Origin of the sequence: Mycobacterium sp. 852002-51152_SCH6134967 (assembly GCF_001667105.1) — a bacterium.
GTDB lineage: Bacteria > Actinomycetota > Actinomycetes > Mycobacteriales > Mycobacteriaceae > Mycobacterium > Mycobacterium neumannii_A.
Genome location: NZ_LZIK01000026.1, coordinates 15,237 through 34,053, shown reverse-complemented (window position 1 = coordinate 34,053; position 18,817 = coordinate 15,237). Strand labels below are relative to the sequence as shown.

Annotated in this window: 17 protein-coding genes; 9 read left to right on the top strand and 8 right to left on the bottom strand. The window is 65.9% G+C overall.

What is annotated here, in order from left to right; all coding sequences use genetic code 11:
- Together A5790_RS09390 and purU are read right to left on the bottom strand one after the other, a co-directional pair.
- Positions 1-453, bottom strand: coding sequence for a MaoC family dehydratase (locus A5790_RS09390; RefSeq protein ID WP_064398279.1), 453 nt, complete (start codon positions 451-453; stop codon positions 1-3).
- Positions 454-485: 32 nt separating this feature from the next.
- Positions 486-1,418: a formyltetrahydrofolate deformylase gene (gene purU, locus A5790_RS09385; RefSeq protein WP_197696755.1), complete on the bottom strand. Its 933-nt coding sequence runs from the start codon at positions 1,416-1,418 to the stop codon at positions 486-488.
- Positions 1,419-1,683: 265 nt separating this feature from the next.
- Between purU and A5790_RS09380 the strand changes: the two genes are divergently transcribed.
- From A5790_RS09380 to A5790_RS09370, 3 genes are read left to right on the top strand one after another with little or no spacing between them, the layout of a single operon-like run.
- Positions 1,684-2,433: a hypothetical protein gene (locus tag A5790_RS09380; protein WP_066842912.1), complete on the top strand. Its 750-nt coding sequence runs from the start codon at positions 1,684-1,686 to the stop codon at positions 2,431-2,433.
- Positions 2,430-4,565 carry an Rv1355c family protein gene (locus A5790_RS09375; protein WP_066842910.1) on the top strand — a complete coding sequence of 712 codons (2,136 nt, stop codon included), beginning with the start codon at positions 2,430-2,432 and terminating at the stop codon, positions 4,563-4,565. The genes A5790_RS09380 and A5790_RS09375 overlap by 4 nt, the downstream gene beginning before the upstream one ends.
- Before the next feature lie 47 nt (positions 4,566-4,612).
- Entirely contained in the window at positions 4,613-6,412 is a 1,800-nt protein-coding gene (locus tag A5790_RS09370; RefSeq protein WP_066843001.1) for a bifunctional diguanylate cyclase/phosphodiesterase, read from the top strand.
- On the opposite strand, the gene A5790_RS09365 is transcribed toward A5790_RS09370, so the two are convergent.
- Positions 6,359-7,240 carry a hypothetical protein gene (locus A5790_RS09365; RefSeq protein ID WP_066842908.1) on the bottom strand — a complete coding sequence of 294 codons (882 nt, stop codon included), beginning with the start codon at positions 7,238-7,240 and terminating at the stop codon, positions 6,359-6,361. The two genes, A5790_RS09370 and A5790_RS09365, sit on opposite strands and share 54 nt — an antisense overlap.
- Before the next feature lie 593 nt (positions 7,241-7,833).
- On the opposite strand from A5790_RS09365, the gene A5790_RS09360 reads away from it, so the two are divergent.
- Together A5790_RS09360 and A5790_RS09355 are read left to right on the top strand one after the other, a co-directional pair.
- Positions 7,834-8,457: a TetR/AcrR family transcriptional regulator gene (locus A5790_RS09360; protein WP_231984637.1), complete on the top strand. Its 624-nt coding sequence runs from the start codon at positions 7,834-7,836 to the stop codon at positions 8,455-8,457.
- Positions 8,454-9,176, top strand: a complete 723-nt coding sequence (locus A5790_RS09355) for a ScbR family autoregulator-binding transcription factor (RefSeq protein WP_341271756.1) — start codon at positions 8,454-8,456, stop codon at positions 9,174-9,176. The genes A5790_RS09360 and A5790_RS09355 overlap by 4 nt, the downstream gene beginning before the upstream one ends.
- On the opposite strand, the gene A5790_RS09350 is transcribed toward A5790_RS09355, so the two are convergent.
- Positions 9,173-9,574 (bottom strand): PAS domain S-box protein, encoded by a 402-nt coding sequence (locus A5790_RS09350; RefSeq protein WP_064398269.1) that lies wholly within the window; start codon positions 9,572-9,574, stop codon positions 9,173-9,175. The two genes, A5790_RS09355 and A5790_RS09350, sit on opposite strands and share 4 nt — an antisense overlap.
- A 133-nt stretch (positions 9,575-9,707) precedes the next feature.
- Here A5790_RS09350 and A5790_RS09345 point away from each other — a divergent pair, with 133 nt between their 5' ends.
- The 3 genes from A5790_RS09345 (at position 9,708) to A5790_RS09335 (ending at position 13,055) form a co-directional block, all read left to right on the top strand.
- Positions 9,708-10,946, top strand: a complete 1,239-nt coding sequence (locus A5790_RS09345; RefSeq protein WP_066842906.1) for an acyl-CoA dehydrogenase family protein — start codon at positions 9,708-9,710, stop codon at positions 10,944-10,946.
- 10 nt (positions 10,947-10,956) lie between these two features.
- Positions 10,957-12,081, top strand: coding sequence for an acyl-CoA dehydrogenase family protein (locus A5790_RS09340; protein WP_066842904.1), 1,125 nt, complete (start codon positions 10,957-10,959; stop codon positions 12,079-12,081).
- Between the two features lie 98 nt (positions 12,082-12,179).
- Entirely contained in the window at positions 12,180-13,055 is an 876-nt protein-coding gene (locus A5790_RS09335) for a universal stress protein (RefSeq protein ID WP_066843000.1), read from the top strand.
- 2 nt (positions 13,056-13,057) lie between these two features.
- Here A5790_RS09335 and A5790_RS09330 read toward each other — a convergent pair whose 3' ends face one another.
- The 3 genes from A5790_RS09330 to A5790_RS09320 are packed head-to-tail and all read right to left on the bottom strand — an operon-like array spanning position 13,058 to position 15,846.
- Positions 13,058-13,705, bottom strand: coding sequence for a TetR/AcrR family transcriptional regulator (locus tag A5790_RS09330; protein ID WP_066842902.1), 648 nt, complete (start codon positions 13,703-13,705; stop codon positions 13,058-13,060).
- A 3-nt stretch (positions 13,706-13,708) separates the two neighbouring features.
- Positions 13,709-14,800: a dihydrodipicolinate reductase gene (locus tag A5790_RS09325; protein WP_066842899.1), complete on the bottom strand. Its 1,092-nt coding sequence runs from the start codon at positions 14,798-14,800 to the stop codon at positions 13,709-13,711.
- Positions 14,797-15,846 carry a Rieske 2Fe-2S domain-containing protein gene (locus tag A5790_RS09320; protein ID WP_066842897.1) on the bottom strand — a complete coding sequence of 350 codons (1,050 nt, stop codon included), beginning with the start codon at positions 15,844-15,846 and terminating at the stop codon, positions 14,797-14,799. Before A5790_RS09320 ends, A5790_RS09325 begins: the two co-directional genes overlap by 4 nt.
- Positions 15,847-15,961: 115 nt before the next feature.
- Here A5790_RS09320 and A5790_RS09315 point away from each other — a divergent pair, with 115 nt between their 5' ends.
- Positions 15,962-16,879: a nitronate monooxygenase family protein gene (locus A5790_RS09315; protein ID WP_231987680.1), complete on the top strand. Its 918-nt coding sequence runs from the start codon at positions 15,962-15,964 to the stop codon at positions 16,877-16,879.
- A gap of 8 nt (positions 16,880-16,887) precedes the next feature.
- On the opposite strand, the gene A5790_RS09310 is transcribed toward A5790_RS09315, so the two are convergent.
- Complete coding sequence (locus A5790_RS09310; protein ID WP_066842895.1) at positions 16,888-18,318, bottom strand: hypothetical protein; 1,431 nt, start codon at positions 18,316-18,318, stop codon at positions 16,888-16,890.
- Positions 18,319-18,817: the final 499 nt, after the last annotated feature.

Here is an 18,817-nt window from a genome sequence, read left to right as displayed (position 1 = left end):
TCAGCGGATGAAGCGCACGATCGACTCCGCGACGGCGGCAGGCTTTTCCGAGCCTTCGATCTCGATCGTCGTGGTCATCGTCGACTGCACGGCGCCGTCGAGCTGGTCGATCTTCGTCAGTTCGCCCGTGGCGCGGATCTTGGCGCCGACCTTGACCGGTGTGATGAAGCGAACCTTGTTGTAGCCGTAGTTGATGGCCATCGCGATGTTGCCGACCGTGTACAGCTGATGCGAGAAGTACGGGAGCAGCGACAGCGTCAGCAGGCCGTGGGCGATCGTCGCCCCGAACGGCCCGTTGGCCGCCTTCTCGGGGTCGACGTGGATCCACTGGTGGTCCTCGGTCGCGTCGGCGAACAGGTTGACGCGGTCCTGGGTGACTTCGAGCCATTCGGTGGGGCCGAGCTGGCTGCCCTCGGCCGCGATGAACTCGTCGAGGTCGCTGAACTTCTTCACTACTTCTCCTTCGTACCGGCGATGGGATTCGGCTAGAAGACGACGGTCTGGTTGCCGAATCGGATGATGCGGTCCTCACAGTGCCACAGCACCGCTCGGGACAAAACAACGCGTTCGACGTCCGATCCGAGGCGGACCAGATCCTCCACGCCGTGCCTATGGTCGACCCGCACCACGTCCTGCTCGATGATCGGGCCCTCGTCGAGGTCCTCGGTCACGTAGTGCGCGGTGGCGCCGACGAGCTTGACCCCTCGCTCCTTGGCCCGCCGATACGGCGCGGCGCCGATGAACGCCGGCAGGAACGAGTGGTGGATGTTGATGAGCGGGCACCCGACGTCGGCGATGAATCGCGGCGTGAGGATCTGCATGTAGCGCGCCAGGACCACCAGGTCGACGTTGCCGCGCAGCAACTCGAGCTGGCGACGTTCGGCATCCTCGCGGATTTCCCTACTGGCCGGTACGTGGATGAACGGAACCGAGAAGGGCCGGACCTGATCCGCGAGGTCGGGATGGTTCGAGATCACCATGGCCACAGACATGTCGAGCTCGCCGCGCCGGTTGCGCCACAGCAGATCGAGCAGGCAGTGGTCTTCTTTGGATGCCATGATCGCCACCCGTTTGGGTTTCGCGGCTTCGGTGAGCCGAAAGTCCATACCGAATGGTACGGCGACCTGTTCGGCGAATTCGCGTTCGAGGTCATCGCGCGCAGCGGTCAGGCCGGGCAGGTGAAAAATGGTGCGCTGCATGAATGTGCCGCCGGACTGTTCGGTCGCGTGCTGATCCAGCGACACGATGTTCGCCCCGGCGGCGGCGAGAAATGCGCTGACGGCCGCCACCAATCCCGGCCGATCCACACAGCGAAGCAGCAACCTGCCCACATCGTTAACGGGCAGGTTCCCTGCACCCGGACTCGGATATCCCCCGGTCACCTCACCCAGCGTGGCACTCGGCCGCCGCAAGCGCAGGTGAACGGCCGCATCGCGCGGTTGCCGCACCGAATCCGCGCGTGGCCCATCCGATTCCGCAGGAGATTCTCGGCAATTAGCTGCGTGCGTTCACCGCACCACGCCGGTCCGCTTTTTTCGCGCCGACAACACGCTTTTTCACAACAAGATCAGTGCGCTTCCTGGTAATAAAACCGCACTCGGCGAGATACTCATATGGATGTGGGGAATCCACACGTAATCAGCAGCGACCTGTCCATGGGAACTGCCCGATGATCGGACGATTATGACCATTGCACAAATCCAGTCCGCCACCGATGTCGCCACCAGTTTGCGACAGACTCCCAGTTTCTGGGATTCGGAGACCGCCTGCACGATCACCTTTGCGCACCCCGCGGTCGAGCCGGAGCTCTGGCGGGATTTCGTGCACGGGGCGACGCGCAGTTACACCAAGCACGGTGTGGCGAAGGCACTCGACATGGATGCGTTGCACACCGGCTCGGACACCATCCTGTTCGCCGCCTGCGTCGACCGATCAGGAAAAGTGGTCGGCGGCCTTCGCGCGAAAGGGCCCTACCAGTCGGCCGACGAGGCCCATGCACTGCTGGAGTGGAAAGGCCAGCCGGGCTTCGACGCGGTGCGGAAGATGATCAGCGACCGGCTACCATTCGGCGTCGTGGAGATGAAAACCGCATGGGTGACTGATGATCCCGATCGCAACCGTCAGCTCACCTATGCCATCTCCCGAACACCGCTGCACGCGATGGGGCTTCTCGACATTCAGTTCATCGTCGCGACGGCGGCCTCCTATGTGCTCAAGCGATGGCTCTCGTCCGGCGGCATTCTCGCAACGAAGATTCCTCCGACGCCGTATCCCGACGAGCGTTATGAAACCCGACTGGCCTGGTGGGATCGTGCGACGTTCGCCAAACATGCCGACCCTAAACAGCTTTCGTTGTATTTTGCCGAACAGCAGATGCTGGCGCCTGTCCACAAGGCGGTCGGGTTATCGGCCGCCACCGGGACGGAGCGGTGATCGGCGGGGACGGCGATCCGAGTTGGTGCACTGCAGTAGTTCTGCGCGCCGACGATCCCGTCCTCGCCCAACTGCACTCGGATTCGAGCATCGAAATCACCGACGGCGCAGCACACCAACAGCAGGTGCTGCGCGAAATGCGCCCACCACCGCCGGAAGACGTTCTCGCTGAACCGATTCGATGGGTCTTCTACCCGTGGCGGCGGGCCGCGGCCAGCATCCTCGGCCCACGCGGTTTTCGCCGTGTGCGTCTGGATCGCAACCGCAACCTGATCACGGCCGCCGAACAGAAGAAGCTCGGCGGCCTCACCGTCGGCGTCGTCGGTTTGAGTGTCGGTCATACGATCGCTTACGCGCTCGCGGCTCAGGGGCTGTGCGGCGGCTTGCGGTTGAGCGACTTCGACGACATCGATCTGACGAACCTGAACCGGGTGCCCGCCTCGGTGCTCGACATCGGCGTGAACAAGGCGGTCGTGTGCGCCAGAAGGATCGCCGAACTCGATCCGTATCTGCCGGTGCGCGTCGACGTCGCCGGCGTCAACGAGCGAACCGTGCACGAGTTCCTCGACGGCCTGGACCTCGTCATCGAGGAATGCGACTCCCTGGACGCCAAGCTGCTGGTCCGCGAGGCCGCACGCGAGCGCGGGATCCCGGTGCTGATGACGACCAGCGATCGCGCGCTGCTCGACGTCGAGCGGTTCGATCTCGATCCGGCACACCCGATCCTGCACGGCCTCGTCGGAGACATGGACGCGGCAGGCCTAGCGAATCTCAGCAGCACCGACAAGCTGCCCTACTCGCTTCGACTGGCCGAGGCCAGCCAGGTTTCGGCCCGGATGGCGGCCTCGCTGATCGAGGTGGGACAGACCCTCTCGACATGGCCGCAGTTGACCTCCGAGGTGGCGCTGAACACGAGCCTGGTCGCCGAAGCGGTCCGGCGGATCGGCCTTGGCGAGCACCTCCCGTCGGGACGGGCGCGGATGGACATCGCCGAAGTCTTCGACCGTCTAGACACCCCGGTCGCGCCCGTCGGCGACCACCCGGTCGACGACCCCCCCGAAGACCGGCCGAACCGGGCGACGGACGCGATCGCTGCCGCCGCGCAGCGTGCGCCCTCGGGCGGCAATGCGCAGCCATGGCGGATCGAGGTCACCGCCGGATCGGTGACCGTCGCGTTGGACCCGCGGTTCACCACGACGATGGACGTCGGTCTGCGTGCCAGCGCCCTCGCGATCGGCGCCGCGACCTTCAACGCCCGCGTCGCGGCCGCCGCCCACCAGATGACCGCACAGGTGCACTACGGCGCCGGTGACGAGGCTTCACCGTTGGTCGCGACGGTGCATCTCGCGCCGGGCGACGACCCCGAACTCGCATCGCTCTACGAGCCGATGCTGGCCCGGGAGACCAATCGGCGTCTCGGCAACGCCGCGCCGATCCCTGCCGACACGATCGCGACCCTGATCGCCGCCGCGGAGGCCGAAGGCGCCCGGTTGAGGGTCCTGACCGACCGGCCCGACCTCGAATCGGCCGCAGCGATTCTGGCCGCCGCCGATCGCATCCGATATCTGACTCCGCGCCTGCACGCTGAGATGTTCGCCGAACTGCGGTGGCCCGACTCGGCCTCGCTGGAGTCCGGCATCGACGTACGCACGCTCGAGCTCGCTCCCGCGGACCTGGTGATGCTCGACGTCCTGCGCCGGCCGGAGGTGATGGGCCACGTGAGGGCGTGGGACGGCGGGCGGGTCCTCGGCGAAGACACCGCGCGCCGCGTGCTGGACTGCGCCGGTCTGGCGGTCATCTCGGTGGGCGGGCACCGTCTGGCCGACTACGCACACGCCGGGGCGGCCGTCGAGTCGGTGTGGATCCGGGCCCAGCAGCACGGGCTTGCCGTACAACCGCTTTCACCACCGTTTCTGTATGTGCTCGACGAGCAGGACCGCCGCCGGGTGTCGCCCGCTTTCGCCGACGACCTCGCCAGGCTGCAATATGATTTTCGGCAACTCGTGGGAACCGGTACGGCTGAGTCACAGGCGTTGATCCTCAGGTTCACCTACGCAGCCCGCCCGTCGGTCAGAAGCCGGCGCCGAAGTCACTACCGTCGCGACAACGCCGACGGCGTTAGGGAGGGTTAGTGCCCAGCAGTCTCGAGAACCTCGTCACGTCGGTCGCCACGCACCTGATGGGCGTGAACGCCGCGACGCAGGTGGAGGTGAGCCAGCGTGTGCTGGCCGACCTCGTCGAGTACCTCGGCGTCGACGTCAGCTTCCTGCGCCACAACGATCACCGGATCCGCGCGTCCGTGCTGGTCGCGGAGTGGCCGGTCCGCCCCGGGATTCCGGATCCCGACCCGTTGGGTGTGGTGTATTTCGCCGACGCCGACCCGGTGTTCGCCCGGTGCGAGCATCAGAAAGAACCGATCGTGTTCCGCCCGGAGCCCTCGACCGAGGAGTACCAGCAGACCATCGCCGAGGGCAGACAGGTTCCGTCGACGTCGATGGCCTGCGTCCCGATGTTGTCGGGTGAGATCACCTCCGGAGTGCTCGGATTCGTCAAGTTCGGCGACAGGGACTGGACGTCCGAGGAACTCAACGCGCTCAAGGCGATCGCGTCGCTGTTCGCTCAGGTTCAAGCGCGGGTCGAAGCCGAGGATCGCCTGCGCTACCTGGCCGAACACGACGATTTGACGGGACTGTGCAATCGGCGGGCGCTGCTGGCGCACCTGGACGCCCGTCTGCAGCAGGGACAACCGGGGCCGGTCTCGGTGCTGTTCTTCGATCTGGACCGGTTGAAGGCCATCAACGACTACCTCGGCCACACCGCCGGTGACTGGTTCATTCGCGTCCTGGCCGAACGGCTGCGCCAAAGTGCCGACGACGGCACGTTCCTCGCCCGGCTCGGTGGCGACGAGTTCGTGGTCGTGCCTGCCGGGCCGACGGACGTCGACACCGCAAGGGAGTTGGCCACTCGGCTGCAATCGACGCTCAACGAGCGGGTGGCGGTCGACGGCGAGACGCTCACCCGCACCGTCAGCATCGGTGTGGCCCTGGGCGAGCCGGGCCGCGACAACACCTCAGACCTCCTGCGGCGCGCCGACCAAGCGGTGTTGACCGCCAAGGCATCCGGCGGCAACGAGGTCGCGGTCTTCACCGATCAGATGTCGATGGAGTCCGACTTCCGCAACGACATCGAGCTTCACCTGCACAACGTCATCGAAACGGGCGCCCTTCTGCTGCACTATCAGCCCGAGGTCAACATGCGCACCGGCGCGATCCTCGCCACCGAGGCGCTGGTCCGCTGGGAGCATCCGACGCGCGGCCTGCTCGCGCCCGGCTCCTTCATCGGGGTGGCCGAATCGATCAACCTGGCGGGCGAACTGGGACGCTGGGTGATGCGGACGGCCTGCCGCGAGTTCGCGCAGTGGCGCACCAACGGTGTCGGCTGCGACGCGGTATTGCGGGTCAATGTCTCGCCGGTCCAACTGGTGAGCGACGGATTCGTGGAATCGGTCGCGGCGACTATCGACGAGTTCGGCCTCGACGGCGGATCGGTGTGCCTGGAGATCACCGAGAGCGTCGTGGTGCAGGACATCGAGACCACCCGCAAAACGCTGGCCGGCCTCAAACAGGTCGGCGTGCAGGTCGCCATCGACGACTTCGGCACCGGCTACAGCGTGCTGTCACATCTGAAGTCGCTGCCCGTCGACACCCTGAAGATCGACAAGGGCTTCGTCCGCGAGTTGGGCGACAATCCCGGCGATCTCGCAATTGTGCGCGCCATCATCGCGCTGGCCGAGGCGTTCGGCCTGCAGCTCGTCGCCGAGGGTGTGGAGACCGAGGAGGCCGCGCGAACCCTGCTCGAACATGGATGCCACCGGGCGCAGGGATTTCTGTTGTCGCGTCCGCTGCCGGGCGCCGAGATGCAGTCGCTACTCGCCCAGGGACGGGTACCCGTGGACTTTGCCGCATCGCCACGACCCTGAGTGGCGGTATGTCTCACGGAGATTGGCCGGTAGCCGGCGACCGCGCGTATGGCACGCGACGCCGGACACTGCCGGCGGTTCGGAGGTGAGCACCTCGACGCGGCCGAACCTGCTGGCACGCTGTCCGACGAGGCAGACACGCAGGATGTCGCCGGACACCGACCGCGGATCGATTTCGGGGAGTTGCACGGCTCCGCTCGTGACCGTGACACCGTGCCGAGCCCGGACCGCCATCGGCCCGTCGGGAGTCGCGAACACCGCGCCCACCGCTAGGCCCTCCTCGAAAACCAGGCGTTGCAACGCATGGTCGGAATGCACCTCGATGTCACGGTCGGCCACACCCGTGGTGAGCAGATCGAGTATGGAGCCGGCGAGCTCACCGGAATCGGCGGAGAGCGCACCGATCTCGAGGACCTCGAGGATTTGGCCGTCCGACGCCTGCACGGTCGTCGCGCTCCAATCCGGAAGCCGGGTCGAGAGGTAACCGAACGGCGTCGCCAGACATTGGGCCGCCCATTCCCGCAGGCGGGCCCCGACGAACGGCGCCACCGTGCGACCGCTATCGGCGGGCACATGCGAGGGCACGGCGCGGATCGGCACGCCGACATCGTGGGACTGACCGTGCAGCGGTCCCAGGTCCGACGTCATCTCGGCGAAGAAGTGGCGGGTGCACTCATCGGTCGCGTTCGTACCGAGCCAGTTGTGCTCGGCGACTCCCCAGTCCGCGATGAACACCTCACCACCGAGTTCGTCGAGCGCGATGGCGTGTGCGAGCCCAGCCGCGCCGGCACCGGCGCACACCACGTCGACTTCGTCGTCCCACTGCACCGTTAACTTCTCCAAGGTCGCTGTGACTTACAGTCCAGCCGCATATCGATGCGGGATCCTGCACATCACACGATGTTTCAGGCCGTTTTCGAAAAGCTGCCATTGCCCGTATGGCTTTCTCGAGGGGTTCGCCGATACAGGCAATGGCAACGCGATAGGAAACAACGTGCGCGACGCCGAACATGTCCGGTCGCGGTGAGCACCGAACGCCTGCGACGCAGTGAGACCGACGGGCGGCAATACGCATCGCCGCGAACCGAAAGTCATCACGGGAGGTACTTTACATACTTTTCGGATGTTATGGGCGTCTAACTATGACTTAAAGTTTGGCGTGTCAGACACAACAATTCGACGTGCGCGATCCTGGAAAAGTCAGACGAAAAGATTGCAGAGGAATCGAAGGCGGCGGAAGAACAGGTGGCCATCCGCGTTGTCGCACACAGCTAACACTGGAGAGAATTCATCGAACCGGGGAAGTGGATGGAAGAATTGCAGGGTTGGTTAATTTCAGGCAAACGAGGCCCCCACTGAACGCCGTTCCCCCACCGGCCGACCAGGTCGATCGACGGTCGGACTCGACGCGGCTCCAGATCTTGCGTGCGGCGTCTCGTCTGTTCGCCCGCAGCTCGTACAGCCGGGTCAACCTCGACGACATTCTCACCGATGCGGCGGTCACCAAGGGCGCGATGTACTTCCACTTCCGCTCCAAACACGCGCTGGCATCGGCGATCGTCGAGCTCCGTATGGAGGAAGCGCGAGCCTCGGTCGACGAGGTGCTGGGACGGAGGTTGTCCGGCCTGGAGACGCTCATCGATCTGTCGTTCCGGCTCGCGGTCGACGACATCGGCAGCGAAGTCGCCAGGGCGGGACTGAATCTCCTGGAATCCATCGGACGTACCGACGGCTTGCAGCCCGACATCCTGCGCCGGTGGGTCGAGGGTTACGCGAAGGTCATCGACAGGGCGGTCGCCGAAGGCGACATCCGCGACCAAGATGACGCCGAAGCGATCGGCCGCCTCCTGGTTTCGGTGTACATGGGCTTACGGCAGACCAGCGATCTCGACAACCCCGAGCGCTTCATGCGCGACCTGCAGTCCGCCTGGATGTTGCTGCTGCCCGGCCTTACCGCCCCGGACCGCATCGCCTATCTCACCGAGTTCGTCAAGCGACGGACCGCAGTCGCCATCAAGACGGCGGCTCCATTGAATGATCTATGATCCCCGACCAGGCCATCTCCAACCGGATGAGGCCGTCGGAGCATCCGGAGGTACCGGCGATGGTGCGCCAAGCGCGATCTGAAGCCACCCGGCGGCGGATCGTCGATGCCGCGGTGGAGCTGTTCAACGAGATCGGGTATCCCGCGACCAGCCTGGGCGACATCATCGATCGCGCCGAGATGACAAAGGGCGCTCTGTACTACCACTTCGATTCCAAAGACGCGCTCGCGGCCGCGATCATCGACGAGGGCAGCACGATCCTGTTCGAGGCATTCGAGAAGATCAGCGAGTCCTCGGCGCCCGCGCTCGAACGCATCATCCACTCGTGTTTCGTTGTCGCGGACCTGCTCGCCACGGACATGGTCGCCCGAAGCGCCACCCAGTTGCGGCGCGCATTCGGGGGGTTCAGCCAGGCCAACGCACGCATCTTCGGCCGCTGGCTCGATGAGATAGCGTCGAGCACGGCGCTGGCCATCGAGGACGGCGACGTACGTCCTGACCTCGATCCCGTCGCGGTCGCCGAGACGGTTGTGGGATCGATGACCGGAGCCGAACTTCTCTCCAGTTCGACCTCGTCCGGCGCCGACGTGATGGAACGCCTCGGGCGAATCTGGGAGATCCTGCTGCCGGCGATCGCGACCGAGGAATCACTGAGTTACTTCCAGCAGTACCTGGCGCGAGAAGCCTTACGCCACGGCGCCCGCCCGGCTGAGGCTTAAAGTTCGTCGAGCCAGAGTCGTTCGGTCAGATCCTGGAAAGTGGCCAGGGCGACCGGGTCACTACCGCGCCGCAGGGCCGACTTGCTCATCCTGGCCCGCACGATCGAACCGTCGCGGTGAAGGAGTTCGACCACCAACTCCTCGTGCGCCCGCATCACCGAGACCGCCGACTCGTCGGCGGGCAAGGTGTGAAAGATCTGATGAAAGTGCAGCTCGCGCAGCGCGTCAGCGCTGTATCCGACCATGTCGGCGAACGTCTCGTTGGCAAACACGATCGCACCGTCTTCAGCGATCGCCAACACCGGTACCGGCAGCCGGTCGAGCACCACTAACGCGGGCAACTCCCCGAGGACAGCCGTCGGCGATTTCGCAACCTGACCGTCTCGTCGTCGCTCCACGGATTCAATTATGCAGTCGCCGCAACGTCCTCGTTCCACAAATATGTAGGAGTGCCGATCAAGAGCGCCCCCGAACTGGCCACATAGTCAACTAGGTTTACTGTGTAGAGCGTCAAGAGACAGGGGATCGACGATGGACCTGAAGTGGTCGCCGGCAGACGCGGCGTTTCGTGACGAGGTGCGCAGCTTCCTCGACGAGAAGCTGACACCGGAACTGCGTCGCGCCGGCCGCCTGATGACCAGCGTCTACGCCGACCACGACGCGAGCATGGAATGGCAGCAGATTCTGCACGAGCGGGGCTGGGCCGCGCCGGCCTGGCCGGTCGAGTACGGCGGCTGCGACTGGAGCCTGACCCAGCACTACATATTCAGCCGCGAGTCCACGCTGGCGGGCGCTCCGTCGCTGTCCCCGATGGGGATCCGCATGGTCGCCCACGCCCTGATCAAGTTCGGGACCGACGCACAGAAGGACTTCTTTCTGCCGCGCATCCTCACCGGCCAGGTCTTCTTCTGCCAGGGTTACTCCGAACCCGAGGCGGGGTCGGATCTGGCCGCGCTGTCGATGGCGGCGGTCCTCGATGAATCGGCAGGCGACCTCATCTGCACCGGCAGCAAGATCTGGACGACGCACGCCCGCGAGGCGAACTGGATGTTCGCGCTGGTGCGCACGTCCAGAGGCCAGAAGAAACAGCAGGGCATCACGTTCGTGCTCATCGACATGTCCTCACCCGGCATCGAGATCAGGCCGCTGGTGATGACATCCGGAGAAGAAGTACAGAACCAGGTCTTCTTCGACGAGGTGCGGGTCCCCACGACGAACGTCCTCGGCAAAATCGACGACGGGTGGACCGTCGCCAAGTACCTGCTGGAGTTCGAACGCGGTGGCGGGGCGTCGTCCCCGGCGCTGCAGGTGATGGCCCAGGACATCGCCACCGTCGCGGCCACTGAACCGGGTCCCGGCGGGGGCCGACTGATCGATGACCCGGCGTTCGCCCGCAAGCTGGCCGACGCGCGGATCCGCACCGAAGTGCTCGAGATCCTCGAGTACCGGGTGCTGGCAACCGTGGCCGAGGGTAAGAACCCCGGCACCGCGTCGTCGATGCTCAAGGTGCTCGCGACCGAGTTGAGCCAGGCGATCACCGAACTCGCCATGGAAGCGGCCGGACCGAGGGGCCGCGTCTATCAGCCGCACGCCACCTGCCCCGGCGGGCCGATCGCCGAGTTCGAGCCGCCGCCGGACGGATATCTCACCGGTGAACCCTGGCAGGCGGTCGCACCATTGCGCTACTTCAACGACCGGGCCGGCTCGATCTACGCCGGCAGCAACGAGATTCAGCGCAACATCCTGGCCAAAGCGGCGCTGGGACTCTGAGGGGCTTGATATGGACTTCAACCTGAGCAAGGAACAAGAACTGCTGCGCGACGGCTTGAACAAGTTCTTGTCGAGCCGATACGAGCTCGAGAGCAGCCGCGCGGCGGCGAAGACGGGTTCCGGTTGGCAGCCCGACATCTGGTCCGGGTTCGCCAACGAGCTCGGGATCCTCGGCGCCGCGTTGCCGGAGGATCTCGGCGGAATCGGCGGCGGGCCGGTGGAAGTGATGGTGATCGCCGAGGCACTCGGGCAGGCGTTGGTCGTCGAGCCCTACGTGGACACCGTTGTCGTGTCGGGTGGCCTACTGCAGCGTGCCGGCGGTGAGCCGGCCTCGGCGCTGCTGGAGCGGATCGTCGAGGGGACGGCCATCGTCGCGCTCGCGGCGAACGAATCCGAGTCCGGCCACAATTGGGCCGACGTGACGACCAGCGCCGAACGCGACGGCGACGAGTGGGTGCTGCGGGGGTCCAAGATCGTCGTCGCGAGCGCACCTCTGGCCACCCACCTTCTGGTCACCGCGCGCACCGCCAGCGGAATCTCGTTGTTCCTCGTTGATCTCGAGTCGGCGGGAGACGCTGTCGCGGCCCACCACTACCGCACCATCGACGACCGCAGGGCATCCGACCTGACGTTCGACGGCCTGCGGCTTCCGGCCGGCGCGCTGCTCGGTGAGGAGGGTGCGGCATGGCCGTCGCTGGCTCAGGCACGCGACGAGGGTGCGGCCGCGGTCTGCGCGGAAGCGGTCGGGTGCATGCGGAAGGTGTTGGCCGACACCGTCGAATACGCCAAACAACGTCAGCAGTTCGGGCAGCCGATCGGCGGTTTCCAGGTGCTGCAGCACCGCATGGTCGACATGTACATGGAAGTCGAGCAGGCGGTGTCCGCCACGTACCTGGCGGTCCTCAAGCTCGATGCCGAGCCGGATGTGCGCGCCCACGCGGTGTCGGCGGCCAAGGCCACCGTGGGCCGGGCCGCGCGGTTCATCGGACAGCAGTCGGTGCAACTGCACGGCGGCATGGGGATGACCGAGGAACTCGCGATCGGCCACTATTTCAAGCGGCTGACCGCGCTTCAGTACGAGTTCGGCACCACCGACTTCCACGTCACCCGGTACGCGGAGCTGACCAAGGCCTGACCTTCGCGGTGGCTTGAGGGACCAAAGGCCCTGTCCACATGGACGGTTTAGGACGTAACGTCGAAATCAACAACCGCCATGTGGTGAAGGGAGAAATCATGGCTGCCGGTCCGAGCGGAATTCTTGTTGGCGTCGACGGATCACCGGACTCGGAGGCCGCCATTCGTTGGGCGACTCACGAAGCCCTGTTGCGGGACCAGCCGGTCAGGTTGCTCCATGCGATCACTCCTGTCGTCGTGACGTGGCCGGTCGCGTATCTGGAAGCCAGCTACATCGAGTCGATGGAATCCAACGGCCGCGACATCCTCGACTCGGCGCAGAAAACCGTGCAGGCCGCTGCGGGCGACAAGGCGCCGCCGGCCATCGAAACGCAGATCATGAACGCCGCGGCGCCCGCCGCGCTCGTCACCGCCTCGCGCGACGCATACATGACCGTGTCCGGGTCGCGGGGCCTCGGTGTTCTCGGCCGAGCCTTCCTCGGTTCGGTCAGCAGTGGCCTGCTGCACCACGGAAAAGGTCCCATCGCGATCGTGCGCACCGACGACGCGGCCGCAGTCGACACCAGCGCCCCCGTCGTGGTCGGCATCGACGGCTCGCCTGCCTCCGAAGACGCCACGGAGTTGGCGTTCGACGAGGCCTCGAGGCGGAATGTGGCGCTTATCGCACTGCACGCGTGGAGCGATGCCTCATTTCCCTCCATCGGCAGCGACTGGGAACGCTACGAGGACGGCGGGCACCGGGTCCTGTCCGAACGCCTCGCCGGCTGGCAGGAACGGTATCCGGATGTGCAGGTGCAGCGCCGGATCGTCAGCGATGACCCCGCACGACGGCTCGTCGAAGCGTCGGGTGAGGCCGCGCTTGTCGTCGTCGGCAGCCGGGGCCGCGGCGGATTCTCCAGCCTTGTGCTCGGCTCCGTTGCGTCGAAGGTGGCTCAGGCGGCCAAGGCGCCGGTGATCGTTGTCCGGCCGCGGTAGAACTACCGCGCGACCGCCGCGCCGTCCAGCTGAAGCTCGACGTAGGCCGTGACGACGTCGGTCAACGCGCGCAGCTCGCGGCCGACGTCGACCGGCTCCTCGACGGCCATCTTGGCCACCATCGCGCCCATCAGCGTGGTCCAGATCAGGTTGCCTACCGCGTCGGCGTGCTTCTGGTCGAGACCCTCGGCCACGAAGCGGCCGAGCCGGGTCAGTGTGGAGAACAGCTCGGCCAGGTGACGTTGCTGAGCATCGGCGCGTCCGGTTCGGGTCGCAATCAAGATCTCCAGCGCGGCAATGGATGTCGGGCTCAGGAACGCGTCAGCAACCGCGTTGATCACCAGCTCGGTGCGCGCGCGTCCGTGGTGCTCCCCCAGTGCGGCCTGGACATCGTGCAGGCAAACCACCAGTTGCCCGAAGCCCTCGTCGACGACTGCCATCAACAACCCGTCCCTGTCACCGAAGTGGTACTGGATCACCCCCCAGGTCACACCCGCGCGTTCGGTGATGTGCTTGGCGCTCGCCGCGGCGAATCCCTCTTCCAGGACGCAGCGCACCGTTTCCTCGATGACGAGCGCGCGGGTCCGATCGGCTCGGAGCTGCTTACCGTTCGGCGGGCGGCGCGGCGCGACGTTGGCGGCCTGCGGCATTCCCTACCTCTTGAAACGGCCGGCGAACCCGCGCAACGGCAGGTCGGCACTGGTGATCAACCCCGGCGGTGCGGCCACGACCGACCGGATGGCATGCAGCGCAGGCATTCCCGTGACCGTCATTCCGATCGAGGCGAAGGCCTCGGGGTTGGACAGGTCCACCCCGGGCTTCGGGAAGATCATGTGCTTGTTGTACACACACGGATCGCCCTTGATCTGGGTGATGTAGCAGCCCTTGATGTCCCAGTGTGGATCGGTGTGCGGTGTCATCTGCCATTCCAGATGCGTCTCCACCCGAGGGACTCCGTCTGCGATGCCCTGGTACTTGATGTAGTTACCGCCTAGCGAGCCCTTCGGCAGCTGATACCAACCGAGGTCGACATCCTTTGTGCAGGCGCCTAATTCGTAGCTGAACTTGACCTCGTCGAGTTTCAGATCGAAGCAGTCGGCCATCATCAGCACGCTGTCGGCGAACACCCGGGTGTACTTCTCCAGCTTGCCCGGGATCTCGGGATCATCGACGGGCTGGCCGTAGCCGACCTCGATCCAGGTGTCCTTGGAGTGGTGGCACGACACGTCGACCGACTCGATCGTCGTGACGTTCTCGATCTCGGCGACGTCGGCCGAACACACCACGCCGAGAATCTGGTTGAGTCCGGGGTTCATTCCCGTGCCGTAGAACGTGGAATTGCCCTTGCGGCAGGCCTCCTCGAGGAGTTGGGACACGGGCTTACCCGAGGGATGCGGATGGTTGGTGTCGCGGTGCCAGCCGGTGATCCAGTCGGCCGTGGTGACGATGTTGATGCCCGCCTCGAGGATTCTGATGTAGAGCTCCTCGTCAGGGAACACACCGTGGAACGTCAGGACATCGGGTTGGGCGGCGATGATCTCCTCGATCGTGCCGGTGGCGCGCACCCCGACCGGCCCGATGCCGACGATCTCACCGGCATCCCTGCCGACCTTTTCGGGGGTGTAGCAGTGCAATCCGACGAGTTCGAGATCCGGATGCCCCCCGATCCGCTTGATCATCTCGGTCCCGAGGTTGCCTGTGGCCACCTGGAACACACGCGTCGGGCGGGTGGGTTGTGCGTTCATCGGGTCGGACCTTTCTCGGACGACGTTGCGGCACCGGATGTTTGAAGGTCCGCAGCATTGCCGCCGCGGCCGTCAGGATAGAACTGGGTCGCCCACTTGCGTAGCGCGGTGAAACCCTCGTACTCGGCCGTCGCCAGCGCGGGCGGGTCGGAATAGCGCTGGTGCGACCAGATGTGTACGTCCTGCGTGAACTGGCGGATCACTTCGGCGCCGAACTCGGTGGCCTTCGCCTCGGCCCGCTGGTCGTCACGGCCGGGGGTGCGGCCGATGTAGACCATGAACCGGACATCCGACGTTCGGTCGTCCACGGGGGTGATCGCCGAGATCGTCCGGTTGTCCACCATGCCCCAGCTCTTGGTCACCGCGATGCCGAGGCCGCCGTTGATGGCTTCCACACCACTTCGGACATCGTCGATCGACTGGGATTCGTCGCCTTCGAAGGTGATGGTGAAGTCGACATACGACCACGGCTCGGCGAAGTCGTGACGAGTGAAGACAGGGATGATCGGTGTCTTGTGCACGAACTTGAAGTGCGCGAAGTCGACGCCGTTCTCCAGCACGTACTGAGGATGCAGTTCGAGGCCGTCGCGGAAGAGGGTCATCGGCGGGTAGTAGTCGGCGGCGGTGCGGGTGTCACCGAAGCTGCCGAAGATGTCGGGTGCGTCGAAATAGGGTGCGCGTCCGTCGATGTCGTGCCAGATATAGATCGAGTCGTTGCGTTCGGCGACGGGGTAGCTGCGGATCCGCCTGCCGCGGTTCGGGCGGTCCTGGTACGGGATGCAGACGTTGCGGCCTTCGGAGTTCCACTGCCAGCCGTGGAACGGGCACTCGATGACGTCGCCCTCGACGTGGCCGCCGTATCCCAGGTGGGCTCCGAGGTGCTCGCAGTAGGCGTCCATCACCACCGCTTGGCCCGAAGACGTTCGCCACGCGATCATCTCGCGGTCGAAGTACTTCATCCGCCGTACATCGCCGGGCTTGAGCTCTGCCGACCACGCGACCTGGAACCATCCGGTCGGCTTCATCGACAGGGGTGGCTTGGCCATCGACGTCCTCTCGGGCTGCGCAATGCCACTGGGTCTCGGTCGGACAAATGATAGAGCACTCAATGTAAATTTGGCCAGGGTGATTTCGTTGCGGGCGGGCCTCACGCAGAATGACCTGGTGACCAACCGAATCCAGGAGCTTCTCGGCGTCGACTTCCCTGTCGTGCAGGCGCCCATGACCTACATCGCGCGCGCCGAGCTCGCCGCCGCCGTCTCTGAGGCCGGCGGCCTTGGCATGATCGAGACGCTGACCGAAGACGGCCGCGCCGATCTGTACCGAGTGCGTGACCTCACCGACAAGCCTGTCGCCGCCAACCTGATGATCCAAGGCTGGAAGGCCGACCCGTCCATCGTCGACACGCTGGCCGCGGCCGGGGTGAACCACGTCTTCACCTCGGCAGGCGATCCCGCGTTGTTCACCGCACGCCTGCACGACGCCGGCATGACGGTCGTGCACGTCGTCGGATCCCTCAAGGGTGCGCGCAAGGCGGCCGATGCCGGCGTCGATGCGTTGGTGGTCGAGGGCGTCGAAGGCGGCGGGTTCAAGTCGCTGCTGGGTGCATCGACGATGGTGCTGCTTCCGTTGGTCGCCGAGAACGTCGACCTGCCGATCATCGCAGCGGGCGGCATGTGCGACGCACGGTCGACCGCGGCGGCGCTGGTACTCGGTGCCGAGGGCGTCCAGATGGGGACCCGGATGCTGGCCAGCGTCGAGGCGGCTGTGCACGCGAATTTCAAGGATGCGATCGTGACGGCCGACGACTCCGGCACCGTGCTTCTCGACATCCCCGGCAACCCGACGATGCGTGTCCTGCGCACCGGGCTGGCCGCGCGGGTCGCGGCTCACGACCCCGGCGCACGCCTGCTGGGCAAGATCACGGAGCTGTACTTCGACGGCGATATGAATGCCAGCGTGGCCAACACCGGTCAGGTCTCGTCCCGGATCCGGGAGTTGCTGCCGGTCGCGGACATCGTGCGGAGCACGTGGACCGAGATCGATGCGGCGTTGACCGACGCCAAATCGAGGATGTAGCCGGCGGGCTAGGCGACGCGCTCGCGGCTGCGCGCTACGCGTTCGGCTTCCGGACACACCGCGCGTTTGGTGCGCGGCCCACGGGCGCGCTGACGGAGCGCGACCATGGAGCCCGAGCGGACGACCCCCAGCGGCCCCGGGCCGGCGAACCGCGCGATACCAGAGGCGCGCAGAGCGACAGCGGCTTTCGCCTGCCGGTAGCCGACCCGGATGCCCGCGGCGGCGACGATGAGCAAGGCGGCGACACCCGGCAACGCCACGGCAGCCAGCGCCGTCAGCGATGCCGGAACCAGGACCGCCTCGATGACGTGCTCGAAGATCGACTTCGCACTCGCCGGCGCGGCAGCGGTGGTCAGCGGAACCGTTCCCGAGACCGAGAGCGGCTGGACGGTGTCAGTGGTGGCCACCTTGCCCTGCACCGGGCGCGGGGCCATGGTGCCGAACAGCGAGCCGCTGTCCGCGGGGGCCACGGGCCGCGTGGTTTCGCCCGGATGCGGTCCGACCAGTGTTCCTCCGGTCGGGGCGTTCACCTTCCTGGCATCCAGCGTGCCGCTTCCACCGATCAACGACTGGGGCGGACCGGACGAAGCGGGGATGCCCAGCATCGCGTAGAAATCCGAAGGCACCCGCGTGACTGCGCCCGTCACCGTGGTCAGCATGGTCTGCAGCGAGGTGATCGCATCTCGGATCGGCGTCTTCGACGTCTGCAGCGCGGCGAGCGACTCCGACCACGTCACCATCGCGCCGTTGATGGTGACGAACGCGTTGGTCAGCGGATCGGCCGTCTTGGCTTCCGGCGTCACAGGGGTGTTGACCTGAACGGCGGGCATCGTGCCGGTCTGCGGGACAGACGAGGCTGCGGCGTCGTCTGCGGCGAAGTTGGAGTCGGGCTGAGTGGCCGAACCGTCCGCGGGCACCGTCGAAACCGAAGCCTCGGCAGCGGGATCGGTCTCCGTCGTCAGTTCCTGGGTCGCGGGGACGGTTCCGCTTTCGGTCGTCTGCGCCCCGACGCCGAGTTCGGTCCCCTGCGGATCGGCAGGTGCGGCGTTGGCTTCGTCGGCGGGCGCGGTCTCTTCGTCCGCGGTCACGTCGGCGTCCTCCGCCTTGCTCCCCGTGGTCGCGGTCCTGTCGACGCCGCCCCGCACGATAATCGTGGGGCGGGTGAACCCGTCTTTCCGCGACGGCGACTGCCGGGAGAAATCGGGAAGGCGGAGCCGGAAGCGCCGGTCGATCTTCGGAGTGGACTTCGTCGCCGTCCCGGTGGTGGCGCCCGAAGTCTCCGAGCCGGCGGCGCCGGTGGTGGAACCCTGGCTGGCCCCGGTCGAGCCGCTCGTTCCCGCGCCACTGGTGCTACCCGAGTCGTCAGCACTGGCGACGGCACCGCCGCCGCCGAACAGCAATCCGACAGCGAGGACACAGACACCCGCCGTGAGGCGCAAAGGTGACGTGGGAATGATCGTCTCCGTCCGAAAAGAGAACCCTCGTTCAGAGAGGGTTTGATAGACGATTGTTACACAGAATTAGTCCCGCAATACAGAGCTATTGGTGACGATTGCGGGCGGCCCGGTGCAAATCTTTGCCGACCGAAGAACCGTCGCGAATGGCGACTCAAGATCAACGCCGCCGCGACCGGTTCCGAACTCCAGGTCTCGAATCGTGACGGCTGATTCGCTCCGCGGACAGCGGGTCGGCTTCCGACATCATCGGGGCAGGTCGCCGGTGGTGACCGCACGGCCGTGACATTGCGACGTCCGCGCCGGAGACCCTCTCAGCGGTGCCCCCTCCCCGACCGCGAGACTGATCCGGCCGACAATTGATCTTGGTGGTCTTTTGGTAGCCGAAAACACAGTCCGCTGATCCAAAGACGCCTCGTTTTAAGCGGACAGTCTAAACAGCCCGGGCGCGGACGAGCGCTGACAGACTGTTCACGAACCGGTG